The organism is Mycolicibacterium moriokaense, assembly GCF_010726085.1.
GTDB lineage: Bacteria > Actinomycetota > Actinomycetes > Mycobacteriales > Mycobacteriaceae > Mycobacterium > Mycobacterium moriokaense.
On the sequence record NZ_AP022560.1, the window covers coordinates 4,616,187 to 4,631,764 of the forward strand.

Annotated in this window: 14 protein-coding genes; 10 read left to right on the forward strand and 4 right to left on the reverse strand. The window is 63.2% G+C overall.

All coding sequences use genetic code 11. The features are described 5' to 3' along the window. Window positions 1–54 precede the first annotated feature (54 nt). Window positions 55–243, reverse strand: a complete 189-nt coding sequence (locus G6N43_RS22720) for a hypothetical protein (RefSeq protein ID WP_163657905.1) — start codon at window positions 241–243, stop codon at window positions 55–57. A 10-nt stretch (window positions 244–253) separates the two neighbouring features. Between G6N43_RS22720 and G6N43_RS22725 the strand changes: the two genes are divergently transcribed. From G6N43_RS22725 to G6N43_RS22760, 8 genes are all read left to right on the forward strand, one after another. Further along, the gene (locus tag G6N43_RS22725; protein ID WP_234810044.1) at window positions 254–1,126 is read left to right on the forward strand and encodes an NAD(P)H-dependent flavin oxidoreductase; all 873 of its coding nucleotides are present in this window, start codon (window positions 254–256) and stop codon (window positions 1,124–1,126) included. A gap of 167 nt (window positions 1,127–1,293) precedes the next feature. Continuing rightward, window positions 1,294–2,892 carry an acyl-CoA carboxylase subunit beta gene (locus G6N43_RS22730; RefSeq protein WP_083150273.1) on the forward strand — a complete coding sequence of 533 codons (1,599 nt, stop codon included), beginning with the start codon at window positions 1,294–1,296 and terminating at the stop codon, window positions 2,890–2,892. A gap of 5 nt (window positions 2,893–2,897) precedes the next feature. Continuing rightward, window positions 2,898–4,880 carry an acetyl/propionyl/methylcrotonyl-CoA carboxylase subunit alpha gene (locus G6N43_RS22735; protein WP_083150435.1) on the forward strand — a complete coding sequence of 661 codons (1,983 nt, stop codon included), beginning with the start codon at window positions 2,898–2,900 and terminating at the stop codon, window positions 4,878–4,880. Then, the gene (locus G6N43_RS22740; RefSeq protein ID WP_083150272.1) at window positions 4,877–5,635 is read left to right on the forward strand and encodes an enoyl-CoA hydratase/isomerase family protein; all 759 of its coding nucleotides are present in this window, start codon (window positions 4,877–4,879) and stop codon (window positions 5,633–5,635) included. Before G6N43_RS22735 ends, G6N43_RS22740 begins: the two co-directional genes overlap by 4 nt. Beyond that, complete coding sequence (locus tag G6N43_RS22745) at window positions 5,635–6,426, forward strand: TIGR03084 family metal-binding protein (protein ID WP_083150271.1); 792 nt, start codon at window positions 5,635–5,637, stop codon at window positions 6,424–6,426. The genes G6N43_RS22740 and G6N43_RS22745 overlap by 1 nt, the downstream gene beginning before the upstream one ends. Next, complete coding sequence (locus G6N43_RS22750) at window positions 6,423–8,183, forward strand: acyclic terpene utilization AtuA family protein (RefSeq protein WP_083150270.1); 1,761 nt, start codon at window positions 6,423–6,425, stop codon at window positions 8,181–8,183. Before G6N43_RS22745 ends, G6N43_RS22750 begins: the two co-directional genes overlap by 4 nt. Further along, window positions 8,183–9,319, forward strand: coding sequence for an acyl-CoA dehydrogenase family protein (locus tag G6N43_RS22755; protein WP_083150269.1), 1,137 nt, complete (start codon window positions 8,183–8,185; stop codon window positions 9,317–9,319). Before G6N43_RS22750 ends, G6N43_RS22755 begins: the two co-directional genes overlap by 1 nt. A gap of 65 nt (window positions 9,320–9,384) precedes the next feature. Then, window positions 9,385–10,152, forward strand: a complete 768-nt coding sequence (locus G6N43_RS22760) for an enoyl-CoA hydratase/isomerase family protein (protein ID WP_083150268.1) — start codon at window positions 9,385–9,387, stop codon at window positions 10,150–10,152. 7 nt (window positions 10,153–10,159) lie between these two features. Here the strand turns inward: G6N43_RS22760 and G6N43_RS22765 are convergent, their stop codons facing one another. From G6N43_RS22765 to G6N43_RS22775, 3 genes are all read right to left on the reverse strand, one after another. After that, the gene (locus G6N43_RS22765; protein WP_133056544.1) at window positions 10,160–10,354 is read right to left on the reverse strand and encodes a hypothetical protein; all 195 of its coding nucleotides are present in this window, start codon (window positions 10,352–10,354) and stop codon (window positions 10,160–10,162) included. A 98-nt stretch (window positions 10,355–10,452) separates the two neighbouring features. Next, entirely contained in the window at window positions 10,453–10,605 is a 153-nt protein-coding gene (locus G6N43_RS22770) for a hypothetical protein (protein ID WP_163658165.1), read from the reverse strand. A 733-nt stretch (window positions 10,606–11,338) separates the two neighbouring features. Beyond that, window positions 11,339–11,986: a TetR/AcrR family transcriptional regulator gene (locus tag G6N43_RS22775; protein WP_083150266.1), complete on the reverse strand. Its 648-nt coding sequence runs from the start codon at window positions 11,984–11,986 to the stop codon at window positions 11,339–11,341. Between the two features lie 178 nt (window positions 11,987–12,164). Here G6N43_RS22775 and G6N43_RS22780 point away from each other — a divergent pair, with 178 nt between their 5' ends. Both G6N43_RS22780 and G6N43_RS22785 read left to right on the forward strand, forming a co-directional pair. Next, window positions 12,165–14,132, forward strand: coding sequence for a serine/threonine-protein kinase (locus tag G6N43_RS22780; RefSeq protein ID WP_083150265.1), 1,968 nt, complete (start codon window positions 12,165–12,167; stop codon window positions 14,130–14,132). Between the two features lie 775 nt (window positions 14,133–14,907). Next, window positions 14,908–15,531, forward strand: coding sequence for a TetR/AcrR family transcriptional regulator (locus G6N43_RS22785; RefSeq protein WP_370581713.1), 624 nt, complete (start codon window positions 14,908–14,910; stop codon window positions 15,529–15,531). The last annotated feature ends 47 nt before the right edge of the window (window positions 15,532–15,578 follow it).

Below are 15,578 nucleotides of genomic sequence, written 5' to 3' on the forward strand. Positions count from 1 at the left end.
AAAGCGGTTCACGATTTACTAACCCGCTAATCATTGGTGATGTGGGTCACTTTGTCAATCGCCCTTTTCGGGTCGGTAGCTGGGTCTATTCGGATGCCGGCGCGCGGCAGTGAGCACACCGCCGTTGACCTGCATTCCATCAATAGTTATTTTGAATTCACTATCACTCGTACCCAAGGTCGCCATGCTTGCGTATTCCTCGCGTGTCACCATGTGGGCTGACCGGATGTCGATGCCGGTCATCGTGGCCCCGATGACCGCCGTTTCGACCCTTGACCTGGTGATTTCGGCCAGCCGGCGTGGCCTCATCGGATCGTTTCCGACACACAATGCGGCCAGTGCCGGCGAGCTCGATGACTGGCTGCACCTGCTGAGTGCCGATCTCGACGCCACAGCGGCACCTATCGCGCCGAACCTCGTCGTGCACGGGAGCAACTCGCGCCGGGACGAGGACCTGGCAGTGCTGATCCGGCACCGGGTGGAGCTGGTGATCACGAGTGTCGGCTCCCCCGCACCGGTCGTCGGGCCGCTCCATGACGCCGGGGCCCGGGTATTCGCCGACGTCGCCAGTCTGAAACAGGCCTCCCGAGCAGTCGCCGCTGGCGCCGATGGGCTGGTCCTGCTGAGCGCAGGCGCAGGCGGCCAAACAGGATGGGCCAACCCGTTCGCCTTTGTGCGTGCCGTCCGGGAAATCTTCGACGGCCCAGTGGTGCTGGCAGGAGGCATTAGCGACGGGCAGTCGGTGCTAGCCGCGGAGGTTCTCGGCGCCGATCTCGTCTACCTGGGGACCAAATTCATCGCAACACCCCAGAGCGGGGCCAGCGACGATTACCGCCGCGCCCTCGTGTCCGCCACGCTGGATGATGTCAAGCTCTCCGACCGGGTCGGCGGAATCCCGGCGAGCCTGCTTGCCTGCTGGCTGGACGCCAACGCATCGCCGAATGGCGCCGCGACAGGCAGCTTCGCACAGGATCGGTTGTTGACCAATCGCAATGCGTGGAGTGCGGGCCACAGCGTGTCAGGGGTCCACGAGATCGCCGACGCCGGCGTGGTGATCGACGAGTTGGTGGCCGACTACGAGCGTGCTCGCGAAGGCCTACAACGGGGTGTGCGGGGTGGCCAATGATCCGCCCGGTGCTCGACCGTCTGGTTCACGTACTCCGCAAGTATCCGATGCATCACCAGTTGGGGGTGTTCCTTCACCGTGCCCCTTGTGACTTGCCATTACTCGCTTAGTGTATGGGCATTCACTATCTTTCTCGGCTCTGCCCGCGCATCTCTTGAAGGAAGTCGATGACCGTCCTGACCTCGGAGGTCGACACCACCTCCGAAACGTTCCTTGCCAACCATCAGGTCCAGTCGGCGGCCGTCGCCGCACTCGAGGAGCAGCTGGCTCTCGTGGCAGCCGGCGGCGGGGAACGATACGTAAAGCGTCACCACGAACGCGGGCGCATGCTTGCCCGCGAACGTATCGAGCTCCTCATCGATCGCGACGCGCCGTTCATGGAGTTGTCCGCGCTCGCCGCCTGGGGCACCGAATTCAATGTGGGCGCCGCCATTGTCACGGGTGTCGGCGTCATCTGCGGGGTCGAGTGCATGGTCATCGCGCACGATCCCACCGTGCGCGGCGGCACGATGAATCCCTACACGCTGCGAAAGAATCTGCGTGCCCTGGAGATTGCACGAGTCAATCGACTGCCGGTCGTGAACCTCGTCGAGTCCGGAGGCGCCGACCTACCGACCCAGTCAGAGCTCTTCGTCCACGCGGGCAAGATCTTTCACGATCTGACCGAGCTGTCGTCCATGGGAATCCCGACCATCTCTCTCGTCTTCGGGAACTCGACCGCCGGAGGTGCCTACGTCCCAGGGATGTGTGACTACGCGGTCCTCGTCGACAAACAAGCGAAGGTGTTTCTCGGCGGACCCCCCTTGGTGAAGATGGCCACCGGTGAAGAAGCCGACGACGAAGGCCTCGGCGGCGCCGATATGCACACCCGGGTTTCCGGTCTGGGTGATTACTTCGCTGTCGACGAGGTCGACGCCATCCGCATCGGTCGCGACATCGTCGCTCATCTCAACTGGCGCAAGCTCGGTCCCGGACCGACCCTGCCGATCGACGAGCCGCTCTACGACCAGGAAGAACTGCTCGGCATCGCCTCGGGAGACTCCCGCGTCCCGTTCGATCCCCGCGAGGTCATCGCACGAATCGTCGACGGTTCACGCTTCTCGGAATACAAGCCGCGATGGGGCACCAGTCTGGCCACGGGGTGGTCCTCCATTCACGGCTTCCCCGTCGGCATCCTCGCCAACACTCGCGGCGTGCTTTTCAGCGAAGAGTCCAAGAAGGCCACCGAGTTCATCCTGCTGGCCAACCAGACCGACACGCCGCTGATCTTCCTACAGAACGTCACGGGCTTCATGGTCGGTACCGAATACGAACAGGGCGGCATCATCAAGGACGGCGCCAAGATGATCAATGCGGTCACCAACAGCACCGTCCCCCACATCACCATCAACATGGGCGGCTCGTTCGGCGCTGGGAACTACGGAATGTCCGGGCGCGCATACGATCCGCGCTTCATGTTCAGCTGGGTCAACGCCAAGTTGGCGGTGATGGGGGCAGCTCAACTCGCGGGTGTCCTGTCGATCGTCGGCAAGGCGGCGGCCGCCGCAGCCGGTCGCCCCTTCGACCATGAGGCCGATGCCGAGCGCACCGCGCAGATCGAGGCTCAGATCGAGCGTGAGTCACATTCGTTCTTCGTCTCCGCCCGAATCTACGACGATGGCGTCATCGACCCGAGGGACACCCGGTCCGTGCTCGGAATGGCGCTCTCTGCAGCACATTCCAATGTCATCGAAGGCCGCCGTGGCTACGGCGTGTTCAGGATGTGAGTGCCGTGTTCAACAAACTGCTGATCGCCAACCGTGGCGAGATCGCGTCACGGATCATCCGGACGGCACGCGCCATGGATATCTCCACCGTGGCGGTGTACTCCGATGCAGACCGTGATGCCCCCTACGTCGCGCAGGCCGATGAGTCGGTCCACCTTCCAGGGACGGCTCCGGCGGACACGTACCTTCGCGGAGATCTGATCCTGGCCGCGGCACAGCGCACCGGTGCGGAAGCGATTCACCCGGGTTACGGATTTCTCTCCGAGAACGCGGGATTCGCCACCGCCTGCGCCGAAGCCGGGGTCGTCTTCGTCGGCCCCAGTCCGGCAGCGATCACCGCGATGGGTTCGAAGATTGCCGCTAAGGACATGATGCGGGCAGCGGGGGTGCCCGTGCTGCCCGGCGTGACAGTCGACTCCGATCGGGACGGCGACCCGGACCGGTTGCGCTCAGCCGCCACTGCCATCGGGTTCCCCGCCCTCGTCAAGGCGGCGTTCGGCGGCGGTGGACGCGGCATGCGCATAGTCCGGTCCGAAAGCGAACTCGTGGAAGCGGTCTCGAGCGCTCGACGCGAAGCAGCATCGGCTTTCGGCGATGGAACGGTGTTTCTGGAGAAGTTCGTCGAGTCCCCCCGGCACATCGAGGTGCAGATTTTCGGGGACACGCACGGCACCGTTGTTCATCTCGGTGAGCGGGAGTGCTCCATTCAGCGCCGCTACCAGAAGATCATCGAGGAAGCGCCTTCGACCGCCGTGGACGACGCGTTGCGGGACGAGCTGGGGCGCGCCGCCGTCGCGGCGGGCAAGGCACTGGATTACGAAGGTGCGGGCACCGTGGAGTTCGTCATGGCGCCCGACGGCACGTTCTATTTCCTCGAGGTCAACACCCGTCTGCAGGTCGAGCATCCGGTAACCGAACTGGTGACCGGAGTCGACTTGGTTCGCGCTCAACTTCTCGTCGCGAGTGGTGCCCCGCTACCGGAGGAAATGCTGCACACCGCCCCTCGAGGCCACGCCATCGAAGTTCGCCTGTACGCCGAAGACGTTGCAGCCGGCTTTATTCCGGTATCGGGCACGTTGACGACACTGGAGTTTCCCGAGTTCGACGGCATTCGCGTGGACGCCGGCTTCACTTCGGGTAGCACAGTCAGCACCTTCTACGATCCGATGCTCGCCAAAGTGATCGGATACGGCGACACCCGCGCCGATGCGTGCAGTCGGCTAGCTCGTGCGCTCACCGAAACTCGTGTGCACGGTGTCACCACGAACCGAGACCTCCTCGTGGGTATCCTGCGCGAGCCGGAATTCCTTGCGGGGTCCATCGACACCGGATATCTGGACCGCCACGACCCGGCAGGGTTGATGAACGGCGAAGACGACGTCACTCAACGAACACATGCCCTGATAGCGGCCTTGGCAGCGCAGGCCGGCCGACGTTCCGGCACGGCGGTCCTCCCGGCGATGCCGTCAGGGTGGCGGACCCTGGTCAGCCAACCCCAGTCCGCGATCTTCACCGCCGGCGAGGAGCGCTTTGAAGTCGGCTACCGGTTCGGTCGTTCATCGCTGTCCGCGGCGGTCGGCGACTGGACCCCGCAGGTGCGGATCATTTCCGCATCAGCGTCACAGGTTGACGCGGAGATCGAGGGTGTGCGTCGTCGCTACCGCGTAACAGTCGCGGGCACAACCCATTACGTGGACAGTTCGCTGGGCTGTTCTGTCTTCAGCGAGGTGGACCGGTTCCCCGACCCCAGCGCTATGCAGGAGGCCGGGTCCCTGTTGGCTCCCATGCCCGGATCCGTTGTGCGCATCGAGGTTGGCGAAGGCGCAGAGGTTGCCGCCGGGACGGCGATCGTGGTGCTGGAGGCCATGAAAATGGAGCACACGGTGCGGACACCCGCCGACGGCATCGTCACGTCGATCGCCGTCGACGTCGGCCATCAGGTGGAATCGGGACAGGTGCTCGCCGTGGTGTCGGACGGGCAATCGTGAGCGTCACATACGAGGTCCGCAACGGCGTCGCGTGGCTGACGATCAACCGACCCGAGGCCCGCAACAGCCTCAACAAGGCCGTGCGCGACGGCTTGTTCGACGGTGTTCGCCGGTTCAACGATGACGACAACGCGCGTGTCCTCGTTCTGACGGGGGCTGGTGAGAAAGCATTCTGCGCCGGCGGTGATCTCAAGGAGATGTCCGAGCAGAAGTTGACCATTCCGCCAGTCGATTTCGTCCCCCAGTTCGGACGCAACATCACCGTCGAGAAGCCCACCATCGCCGCAGTCAACGGGGTCGCGTTCGCCGGCGGGTTCCTGCTTGCCCAGACCTGCGATCTCTGCGTCGCCAGCACCACCGCGACGTTCGGCATCACCGAGGTCAAGGTGGGCCGCGGATCACCCTGGGCTGCCCCGCTTCCGTTGATGATTCCCCGTCGAATTGTGATGGAGCTCGTCTTGACCGGGGCGCCGTTGAGCGCAGATCGCGCGTATCAAATCGGACTGGTCAATCGCCTGGTCGACCCCGCCGACCTCGTTGATGTCACCCAGGCTCTCGCCGAGGAGATCGCTGCCAACGCTCCGTTGTCGGTCGCGGCCGGTAAGGCGACCGTGTCACTGACGGCCGAACATCCGCTGAGCGAGGCCTTCGATCTGGCCGAGAACATCTGGGAGCCGGTGTATCTCAGCGCTGACGCCCAGGAGGGCATGCAGGCGTTCAAGGAGAAGCGGCGGCCTGTCTGGAAAGGGGTGTGATGGCGCTCGACTACGCCATGCTGATCGACGATCTACGCCTGGAATCAAAGCACCTGATCGACCAGTTGTCGCAGCTGTCCTTCCACGAGTGGGGACTGGGCACTCCGGCGAAGGGCTGGACGATCCAGGATCAGGTGACGCACTTGGCGTTCTTCGACGACGCGGCACTGTTGGCGCTTCGAAGCCCCACCGAGTTTCGGACGTTCGCCGATGGCCTGATGGCCGAGGGCATGGACTTTCCCGACCGCATCGCCGAGAACCACCGGATTCTGACACCGGAGGCCATGCTGGGCTGGCTGCGAGACTCCCGCGCAGAACTGCTCAGTCAGCTCGCCGAATTGGACCCTAAATCCAGAATGCCGTGGTTCGGGCCCGAGATGAGTGCCGCGTCCTGTGCCACGGCGCGACTCATGGAGACCTGGGCGCACGGCAGAGACATCTACGAGGCTCTCGGCGTCGCTCACCCGCCCAGCACCGGATTGCGCAGCATCGCCCACCTCGGTGTCGCCACCTTCGCGTTCTCCCACCAACTGCATGGCCTCCAGGTACCAACCGAGCCGGTGCATGTCGCACTCAAAGCTCCCGACGAAGGCCAATGGACCTGGGGGCCTTGCGACAGTGCGAACCGGGTGTGCGGCACTGCCGAGGACTTTGTCCTTGTCGTGACGCAACGCCGCCATTACAGCGAGACCGCCCTCGTCATCGAAGGTCCGGTGGCACGAACCTGGATGGAAGTGGCCCAGGCCTTCGCCGGCGCCCCGAGCCGCCGCCAACCCGCGGAGGCGCGATGAGCACGCGGCCAGTGCGGATCGCAAACGCGTCAGGGTTTTACGGTGACCGCCTCTCCGCCATGCGCGCCGTCGTCGACGGGGGCGACATCGACGTCATCACCGGCGACTATCTCGCCGAACTCACCATGCTCATCCTGTGGAAGGCGCGACAGAAGAACCCCGAAACCGGCTATGCACGAACCTTTCTGACACAGTTCCAGCAGGTCGCGGCCGACTGCGCGGAACGCGGAATCAAGATCGTGGTCAACGCCGGTGGCCTCAATCCCGCCGGGATGGCCGCCGAAGTCCGACGGCTCGCGGCGGCTGCCAACGTCGAGCTGAAGGTCGCCCACGTCGAAGGCGACGACATCATGCCTCGGCTGGATGCCCTACGCAGCGACGGCCACCCGTTCGCCCACCTCGACACCGGAGTCGCGCTGGCCGACGCCGGTGTCGCCCCTGTCACCGCTAACGCCTACCTGGGCGGGTTCGGGATCGCCGCGGCGCTGCGTCGCGGAGCCGACGTGGTCATCACCGGCCGGGTGACCGACGCCGCGCTCGTCGTCGGTGTTGGTGCGTGGTGGCATGGTTGGGAGCCAACCGATTACGACGCGCTGGCCGGTGCAGTCGCCGCGGGGCACATCATCGAATGCGGGCCGCAGGCCACCGGGGGCAACTACTCCCAATTCGCCGAAGTGACCGACCGGCGCTATCCCGGCTCGCCGATCGCTGAACTGGCGGCGGACGGCAGCTTCGTCATCACCAAGCACCCCGGCACCGGTGGCCTCGTCTCCCCCGGGACCGTGATAGCGCAGCTGCTCTACGAGGTCGGCGCGCCGGCCTACGCCAATCCCGATGTCGTCGCACACTTCGACAGCTTGTCCATCGTGCCCGAGAGCCCTGACCGCGTCCGAGTGTCGGGGACCCGCGGCACGCCGCCACCACCGACGCTGAAGGTGGCGATGAACTACATCGGTGGGTTCCGCAACACCATGACCATGGTTTTGACGGGCCTCGAAATCGAGGACAAAGCGGCGTGGGCAGTCGATGAGCTCTTCGAACTGCTCGGCGGGCAAGGCGCTTTCGACGATGTCGACGTCCAACTCCTCCGCTACGACAAGCCCGACCCGACATGTCTTGCCGATGCCACCGCTCATCTGCGGATCACCGTGAAAGACAGCGATCGCGCCAAGGTCGACCGCGCATTCTCCAATGCGGTGGTCGAGTTGGCTCTAGCGGGATATCCCGGCTTCCACACCACCACCCCGCCGACGTCGGCCAGCGAGTTCGGGATCTATTGGCCCACCGTCGTGCCCGCCTCGGCGGTTCAACATGTCGTCGTACACGCCAACGGAGAGCGCGAGGTGATCCCGCCTCCCGCGTACAGCAGTGCGTCGCACGATCGGCAGGTGACCGTCAGCGATGAGATCGCCGACTTCGGACCGACCAGTCGCCGTCCGCTCGGGGCAGTCGTCGCGGCGCGGTCAGGCGATAAGGGCGGCAATGCCAACGTCGGAGTCTGGACCGACAGTCCCGAGCGATGGCATTGGCTGCGAACCCATCTGACCGCGGAACGGGTCCGCCAGCTGATCCCTGAGATCGGCGACCTACCGGTCCGACGTTACGAATTCCCGAATCTGCAAGCGTTGAACTTCGTGCTCGTCGGCTACCTCGGCCAAGGGGTTGCCTCCTGCACAAAGACCGATCCGCAAGCCAAGGGTCTCGGCGAGTACTTGCGTGCCATGCACACCGAGATCCCCGACAAGTTGGTGCACTAATGGATTTCCTCGAATCAGCCGAACACTCCGACCTTCGAAAGGCTGTCGGTGCCGTCACCGACAAGTACGGCGCGGCCTACTTTGCCGAGCGCGCGGTCGCACACGAGCCAACCGATGAACTCTGGAAAGACCTGGCAGATCACGGTTTCATCGGTATCAACATCCCCGAGGAATTCGGTGGCGGCGGCGCGGGGATGGCCGAGCTGACGATCGTCTGCGAAGAGACCGCTGCGCACGGCTGTCCGCTACTGCTCCTGTTGGTGTCCTCGGCCATCTCGGGTGAACTCATCGCCCGGTACGGAACCGACGTGCAGAAGCGGGAATGGCTGCCGCGCATGGCGTCCGGCGACACCAAGGTCGTTTTCGCGATCACCGAGCCCGACGCCGGCTCCAACACGCGTCAGATCTCCACCACAGCGACCCGCGATGGCGATGACTACGTCTTGAACGGCACAAAGTACTACATCTCGGGTATCGATGAGGCGAGTGCGGTGATCGTGGTGGCTCGAACCGGTCCCGAGCAACTGTCCCTGTTCCTGGTGCCTACCGACGCGGCGAGACTAGTTGCGCAGCGGCTGCCCGTTGGGATCAGCGTCCCTGAAAAGCAATTCACGCTCTTCTTCGACGATGTGAGGCTGCCGGCGTCGAGCTTGATCGGCACTGAGCACGAAGGGTTTCGACAGGTCTTCGACGGGCTGAACCCCGAACGCATCACCGGCGCAGCGGTGTGCGTCGGCATCGGCAGGCACGCCGTGGAGAAGGCGGCCGACTATGCCCGCACCCGGACGGTCTGGGGACCTACCATCGGCTCCTACCAAGCGATCTCGCATCCGCTGGCGAAGGCGAAGATCGAAGTAGACCTGGCAGCGATGATGACAGCGAAGGCCGCGTGGCTCTACGACAATGGTCATCCCGCAGGCGAAGCCGCCAACATGGCCAAGTACGCCGCCGCCGAGGCAGCGATCGAAGCTGCCGACCATGCGATTCAAACACACGGCGGCAACGGGATATCCGAGGAATATGGGCTTCTGCCGCAGTGGGGTCTGGCCCGGCTACTTCGGATCGCACCGGTGAGCCGGGAAATGATCCTGAATTACGTGGCCCAGCACAGCCTTGCGCTGCCGCGCTCGTATTGATCGAGCAACTGACCTTGTTTTCAGCACGGTGAAAAGGTCGCGCCGTATTCCATTCCAGAGGAGTCATCATACTGAAGGTCGCCGACGCGAACCGCGTCCGCACGGTGACGTTCAATCGCCCTGAAGCGATGAACGCGTTCAATGAGGCGCTCTACCATGCCACCAGCGATGCCTTACAGGAGGCAGCGCTCGATGACGATGTTGCGGTGGTGACGCTGACCGGCGCCGGACGTGCGTTCTGTGCGGGTACCGACCTCGAGGAAATGCAGAACCGAGACCGCACCGTTCCTTTTTCGCAAGGGGCCAAAGGGTTCGCTCGATTGATGGAGACGCTTATCGAGTTTCCAAAACCTCTCATCTGCGCAGTCAACGGGATTGCGGTGGGTTTGGGTACCACCATCCTGGGATTCGCGGACCTAGCCTTCATGTCGAACACCGCCCGACTCAAGTGCCCTTTCACCAGTCTCGGCATCGCTCCTGAGGCCGCATCGACGTATCTGCTGCCCAAACTCATCGGCCGCCAGAACTCTGCATGGGTACTGATGTCGTCGGAATGGATTGCCGCCGATGAGGCACTCGGGATGGGGCTGGTCTGGAAAGTGTGCGAGCCCGATGATCTGCTCGCGACAACCCGCGGCTACGCCGAACGCCTTGCCGCACAACCGATCGAAAGCCTATCGGCGGTCAAACAGTTGCTGACGGTCACCGATACCGACAACGTCCGGGCAGCGCTCGGCCGGGAGAATGCGTTGATCGACGAGCTCGTTGACGGGCCGGCGCATGCTGAGGCGCTCACTGGGTTCATCGCCACCAAAGCGGCACGCAAAGGTTGATCAGCCGTTAGGGGCACCCCATCGAATACGGCGGGTTGGGTGCGCAAAAGTTCGGCAGCGCCAACGGAATGCACCCCGTCAACATCAACGTGGTCGTGCTGAGAAGCACGACCAACGCCAACTTTGTCAAGGAAGTCGCTCTCGCGACGGGGGCCTCGACCTCGTTGGCCTCGGCCTGAGCATTGTCCAACCGCTTACCCATGATCACTCCTGACCCTCACAACTGGCGGAGCTTGAACAAACGCCGAGCGCTTGTTACCCCTCGAGCGGTCCGCCAGCGTTGCGACATCGACCCAGAACTCACACCGCCGCCGGGACAGGGACGACGACAACCTCGGCCACCACTGGTATGCAGCCGGACGACAGCACAGCGGTCGCGGCCAGGACCACTGTGGCCACGCTGACCCTCAACCAGGTGGACATCGGGATGCGAGTCCGCGACGAACCGAACATTGTGTTCCTCCTCGATAAGTGACCAGTCACTGTCGCTTCCGAGGCATCAATCTTCTCGGCCCCGGTGTCGGCCAGGTTCTGGTCCAACCGCTTACGCACGATTACTCCTGACTCTTGCCATTAACGAAACTTGACCCAACGAACGCCGAGTACATTCGCCAGCCTCGAGCGATCCGTCAGTCTTGCGACGCTGACCAGAACTCACACGACCGGGACAGCCGGGACGGGGACGAGAACTGTGGCCGTGATCGGTATGCACCCGGACGACAACAGAGCGGTCGCAGTCAGGGCGGCAGTGGTCAGGCTGAGCCTCAACCACGTGGACACCGGGATGCGGTTGCGTGGCGATCCGAACATTTCATTCCCTCTTATAAGTAACTACTTACTTATAGCTGTTGGAGCATAGCGCTGTAGGGCCGTCAACCCCTTTGACCAGGAAATTTGGGGCCTATTGTGGCAGTGGCCCGTCCGGCAAGCTGCTGGGCTCACGTTCGGGTGCGGTCTAGACGCCGCGGTGTGAACTGGGGTCGCGCGGTCCAGCCAGCGGTTGATCCCTAGGTAGGGCCCGCCGCCCGCAGCACCTCATCACCGACCGTGAACCTCACGACGAAAATCGCCCGAACTCCGTCGTGGGATCTACGGTCGCTCAGCCGTAGCCGCCGAAGCTGCAGACGGCTGCGGCCCGTGAAGACTTCGTCGGGGCGGCGAAATCGTCTAGACCGCGGCCTCTCCCCTACGGTCGGACTACCTCCGCGGCAGGTACTTTCAGACGAGCAACAACCATCTCGGCGATCGCCCGCAGGTATCGGTCGGGATCGATGGAGGACGGATGTTCGCCTCCGAAAAGGTCTTTCACCAACCAGTAGTGCGACAAGGCGCTTTGCAGCACGACAGCCAAGGCTTCCCAGTCCTCGTCGGCTCGGTCCGGGCCGGCGAGCTCGGCTAATCCTCGCGACAGTACCGACAGCACCACCAAGTGCTCGTCGCGTCGCACCACATCCAGCGCCTCGCGTGGTGTCGTATTGTCACGCAACAGAATTCGGGTTACGTCGCGGTCATGATCAAGCCGCTGCAAGCCGATCCTGCACAACAACACCACTCGGTCGACGAGGTCGGTGTCGGGCGCGATGAGATCGAGCATCGCGAGCACCGAGAAATCGGGCGAAAGGAACTGTGCGAACTGGCCGCGGTCCAGGACTCGGGCTTCCACGGCCTTGACGAGAAGTTCGTCCTTGGACTTGAAATGGCGATAGAGCGCGCCCGAGCCCGGTGACAGGCCCGCAGCCTGCTCGATCTGGGCGACCGAAGTGCCTGCAAACCCCTGCTCACCGAACAAGCGCAACGCCTCGTTGAGGATGCGCTCCCGCGTCGACTCAGCCACAGCGACTCCAAGAAAAGTAATTACCTACTTACTCAGAGTGCCCAGGATCGGTGGGGGTGTCAACTCTGAGCAACCACCGGGGAGCTCGCCAATCGGTTCGGCACATCCTCACCACTAGAAACTTCCAGGCTCAAGTACCGCAGCCGTTACGATTCAAGCGACCTAAAAAGAGGTTGCCATGACAGATCCGACGGCCGGCTACACGGCAGGGTTCACTCAAACGCACACGGGGCCCGAAACCGGCCAATTAACAGAAAGTGGCACCGGAACGCTCGGCTCGGCGTTTGCCGATGTCAGCCCATCCGCGGACCTCACGCAGATCAGCGTCGGCCAGCGGCTCGACGACTTCGATCTGCTCATCGAACTCGGCAGGGGCGCATTCGCGCGAGTGTTTCTAGCCCGGCAACTTTCGCTGCAGCGGCTGGTGGCGGTCAAGATATCGGCGAACCGCGGCCACGAACCACAAACCCTCGCTCAGCTGGATCACGATCACATCGTCCGAGTCTTCGACCAGCACGTTCTCCGCGATCGAGACTGGCGGCTGCTGTACATGCAGTATTTGCCCGGCGGGACGCTGCTCGACGTCGGTCGGGTGATTTTCGCCGGCGACCAGCGACCCGACTCGGGTCAGGCCTTGCTCGACGCGGTGGACATCGCACTCGAGTCACGCGGTGAGAGCCGGCCAACCCAATCAATCACCCGCGCTGAGCTCGCCACCCTTTCCTGGCCCGAGACTGTCGCGTGGCTGGGGAAACGACTGGCCGGAGCATTGCACTATGCGAATTCACGGGGCGTCCTGCACCGCGATGTCAAGCCCGCGAACGTCCTGCTCACGCGCGACGGCACCCCCAAACTCGCGGACTTCAACGTCAGCTTCTCCCGCAACGTAGAGGGCGCAAGCCCGTTCGACTATTTCGGCGGCTCACTGTCCTACATGTCCCCCGAACAGCTCACCGCTTGCCGGCCGGGACACACGCTAGAGCAAGCAGACCTCGATACCCGCAGCGATATCTACTCGCTTGCGGTCGTGTTGTGGGAACTCCTGACCGGCATGAAGCCATTCGACGATTCGGCGGCGCAAGCCGCTCGGGCGGGCTCGGCCGGATTGGTCGGCGACAGCACGGCGCTCGAGCTGATGCTGACCACCCGCGCAAAAGGAGTTTCGTCTGCTGCGCTCGCCGCGCTACCCGGTGACTGTCCTACCGCGCTGCAACGAGTTCTGCTGAAGGCTCTGAGCGCCGATCGCGATCAACGCTGGAGTTCTGGCGCTGAACTCGCCGAGCAACTCCAGCTGTGCCTGGACCCGCACGCTCGCGACTTGGTGGATCCGCCTGCGCGCAGTTGGCGCCTGCGGCTGCGGCCGTTCATTCTGCCGGTTACCGCGCTGGCCATCCTGATTCCCCTAATGCTGGCCGGCGCCTACAACATCCAGCACAATCAGCTGCTTATCGTCAGCCATCTCTCCGAGCAGGCTCAGAATCGGTTTGCTCTGGTCACCACGCTGCTCAACCTGATCTTCTTTCCGCTCGGCGCTGCAGTGATTGTCTATTGGTGTCGGTACGTCATCCTGATCCCACGACGCCTGCGACGGGGGCCGGCACCGCCCGCAGAAACCTTGGCCCGAGCGCGCCATGACTGTCTCGTCATGGGTGATCGAGTGGTGTTGGTCGTGTCCGGTTTACTGCTGGTGAGCGCGCTGACATTTCCCCTACTTATGCAATATCTTGCGGGTGGAATCCCTGCCAGGTCTGCGATCCATTTCTTTTTGTCAATCACGGTGTGTGGCGCAATCGCGATCGCATATCCGTTCTTCTTGCTCACCTTCTACATCGTGCGCAGCGTCTACCCGGAACTGGTCGCGTACGGACAGACGAGTGTGGGAGAGGCCGAACAGCTAGAAGGACTCAGCCGCCGACTCCCACGCTATTTGGCGGTCGCGGCCTCGGTGCCGTTGCTCGGCATTGTGGCCGTCAGCTTCCTGACCGCCTCCGAAATCGCCGCAGTCATTGTCCCGATCAGAGTGCTGTGTCTTGGGGGCATTGCCGGTTTCGTGCTGGCGTATTGGCTGTCGCGGCAGATCGAATCCGACATTCGCGCGCTCGAGCGGGTGATTCGCCACCGAGCGCCATACGAGCTTCCACATTGAAGTCGCCTGTTGGCGGCTGCGAAACCGACCCGACAAACAACGAAATCCGCTCCGAAAGAGGTCGGAACGGATTTCAGTTTGTGGAGCTAAGGGGATTCGAACCCCTGACCCCCACACTGCCAGGAGCGGGCAGAGTCCGTGACCAGGCACGATAGGTCGCAAGTTGTCGTGTAGGGGACGTCGTTGAGGCAGCAACTGTCGTCAGCGTTGTCGTCAAAACTGTCGTCACTCGCCTCGTAAAAGCGGTGCCACTAACGGGCCGCTCCCCATGCGGCCGTCCTGTCGCTGCGATCGGTTGTGTCAAGGGTGGCGAAGCCACTACGAAGTCGCGCCGAAGGCGCTCTTTACTCGGCCGATCGGCGGGCCAGACACTTCGGAAATGGAGGGTGGCAGCCGACCAGCTGCGCGTCGCGACCGCCGCCGGGGTCTCGTGACAACAGGCGTCTCGGCGTAGGTGGGCGAAGGTCGGCTTACGGGGCGATTGGCCGCCTCAGACCGCTATTTATGGGCACAGAAAAACGCAGGGCGAACTCCTGGGCTCGATTGATGGTTATCCCACCGCTTCCTTCCGGCGCTCGTAGCGGCCGTCCAGCCCGGTGGCGACGTTGGGTGCTCGACGGGCTGGTCCCAGCAGAGAACGGTGCCGCGAACAACCACGCTCGTGGTCGGGCGGGGCCCCTTTCAGGGGCCCAGGGGTTGCCGTTCATCTGAGACAGATTAGAAATTCTGTTGCATAGTTGATCGCGTAGTGCTGAGTGGTGTGCATACTGATCACGTGGCGACAAAGTCATTGCGCTGGGGCGCGTTCGCTGCGGCGGATGGGAGATCAGGGCGCGACCGATTGCTCGACGCCGCTGAGCGCTGCCTTGAGGTGCAGGGTCTCGCAGGCACCACCATGGAGGACATCGCCAGAAATGCCGGTGTGTCACGGGCGACCGTTTACCGGTACTTCGCGAGTCGCGAGGCCGTGATCTCTGGGGTCATCATTCGCGCCACCGAAGAATACCTACGCCGGATGGAACCGCGGTTGTCCGGCCACAGTGACTTAGGTTCTGCGATCGTTGATTTCATCGATCACACTGTGATTGCGGCCCGCCGAAGGCCCATCATCGGAGTCCTATTCGGCAGCGATCGTGAACTCGCGGGTGTGGGTCTTGCCGAGGGAAAATCGACCATGCTTTTCGAACTCGTCACCGAGTTTCTTCGGCCTCTCTTCGCGACGCACTGGAACCAGTTGGCGCCCGGGGTCTCCGTTGATGACGCCGCGGAATGGATACTTCGCACTGTGCTGAGTCTGCTCACCGTTCGTGGCCCAAGGGATCGAAGCAGAGACGGACTGCGCACCTATCTGCAACGTCTTCTTCTACCCGCAATCGTCTCTAGCCAAGACGCAACGTGATGTAACAAGTCAGGCGTAGTGTCTCAAACACCAGGCCCCACACCGAG

Bases quoted from the DNA above. Each gene is read 5' to 3' on its own strand.
- G6N43_RS22725 (WP_234810044.1), top strand. From the start codon at position 254: ATGACCGCCGTTTCGACCCTTGACCTGGTGATTTCGGCCAGCCGGCGT.
- G6N43_RS22720 (WP_163657905.1), bottom strand. From the start codon at position 243: ATGACCGGCATCGACATCCGGTCAGCCCACATGGTGACACGCGAGGAA.
- G6N43_RS22755 (WP_083150269.1), top strand. From the start codon at position 8,183: ATGGATTTCCTCGAATCAGCCGAACACTCCGACCTTCGAAAGGCTGTC.
- G6N43_RS22770 (WP_163658165.1), bottom strand. From the start codon at position 10,605: ATGTTCGGTTCGTCGCGGACTCGCATCCCGATGTCCACCTGGTTGAGG.
- G6N43_RS22730 (WP_083150273.1), top strand. From the start codon at position 1,294: ATGACCGTCCTGACCTCGGAGGTCGACACCACCTCCGAAACGTTCCTT.
- G6N43_RS22780 (WP_083150265.1), top strand. From the start codon at position 12,165: ATGACAGATCCGACGGCCGGCTACACGGCAGGGTTCACTCAAACGCAC.
- G6N43_RS22745 (WP_083150271.1), top strand. From the start codon at position 5,635: ATGGCGCTCGACTACGCCATGCTGATCGACGATCTACGCCTGGAATCA.
- G6N43_RS22750 (WP_083150270.1), top strand. From the start codon at position 6,423: ATGAGCACGCGGCCAGTGCGGATCGCAAACGCGTCAGGGTTTTACGGT.
- G6N43_RS22765 (WP_133056544.1), bottom strand. From the start codon at position 10,354: ATGGGTAAGCGGTTGGACAATGCTCAGGCCGAGGCCAACGAGGTCGAG.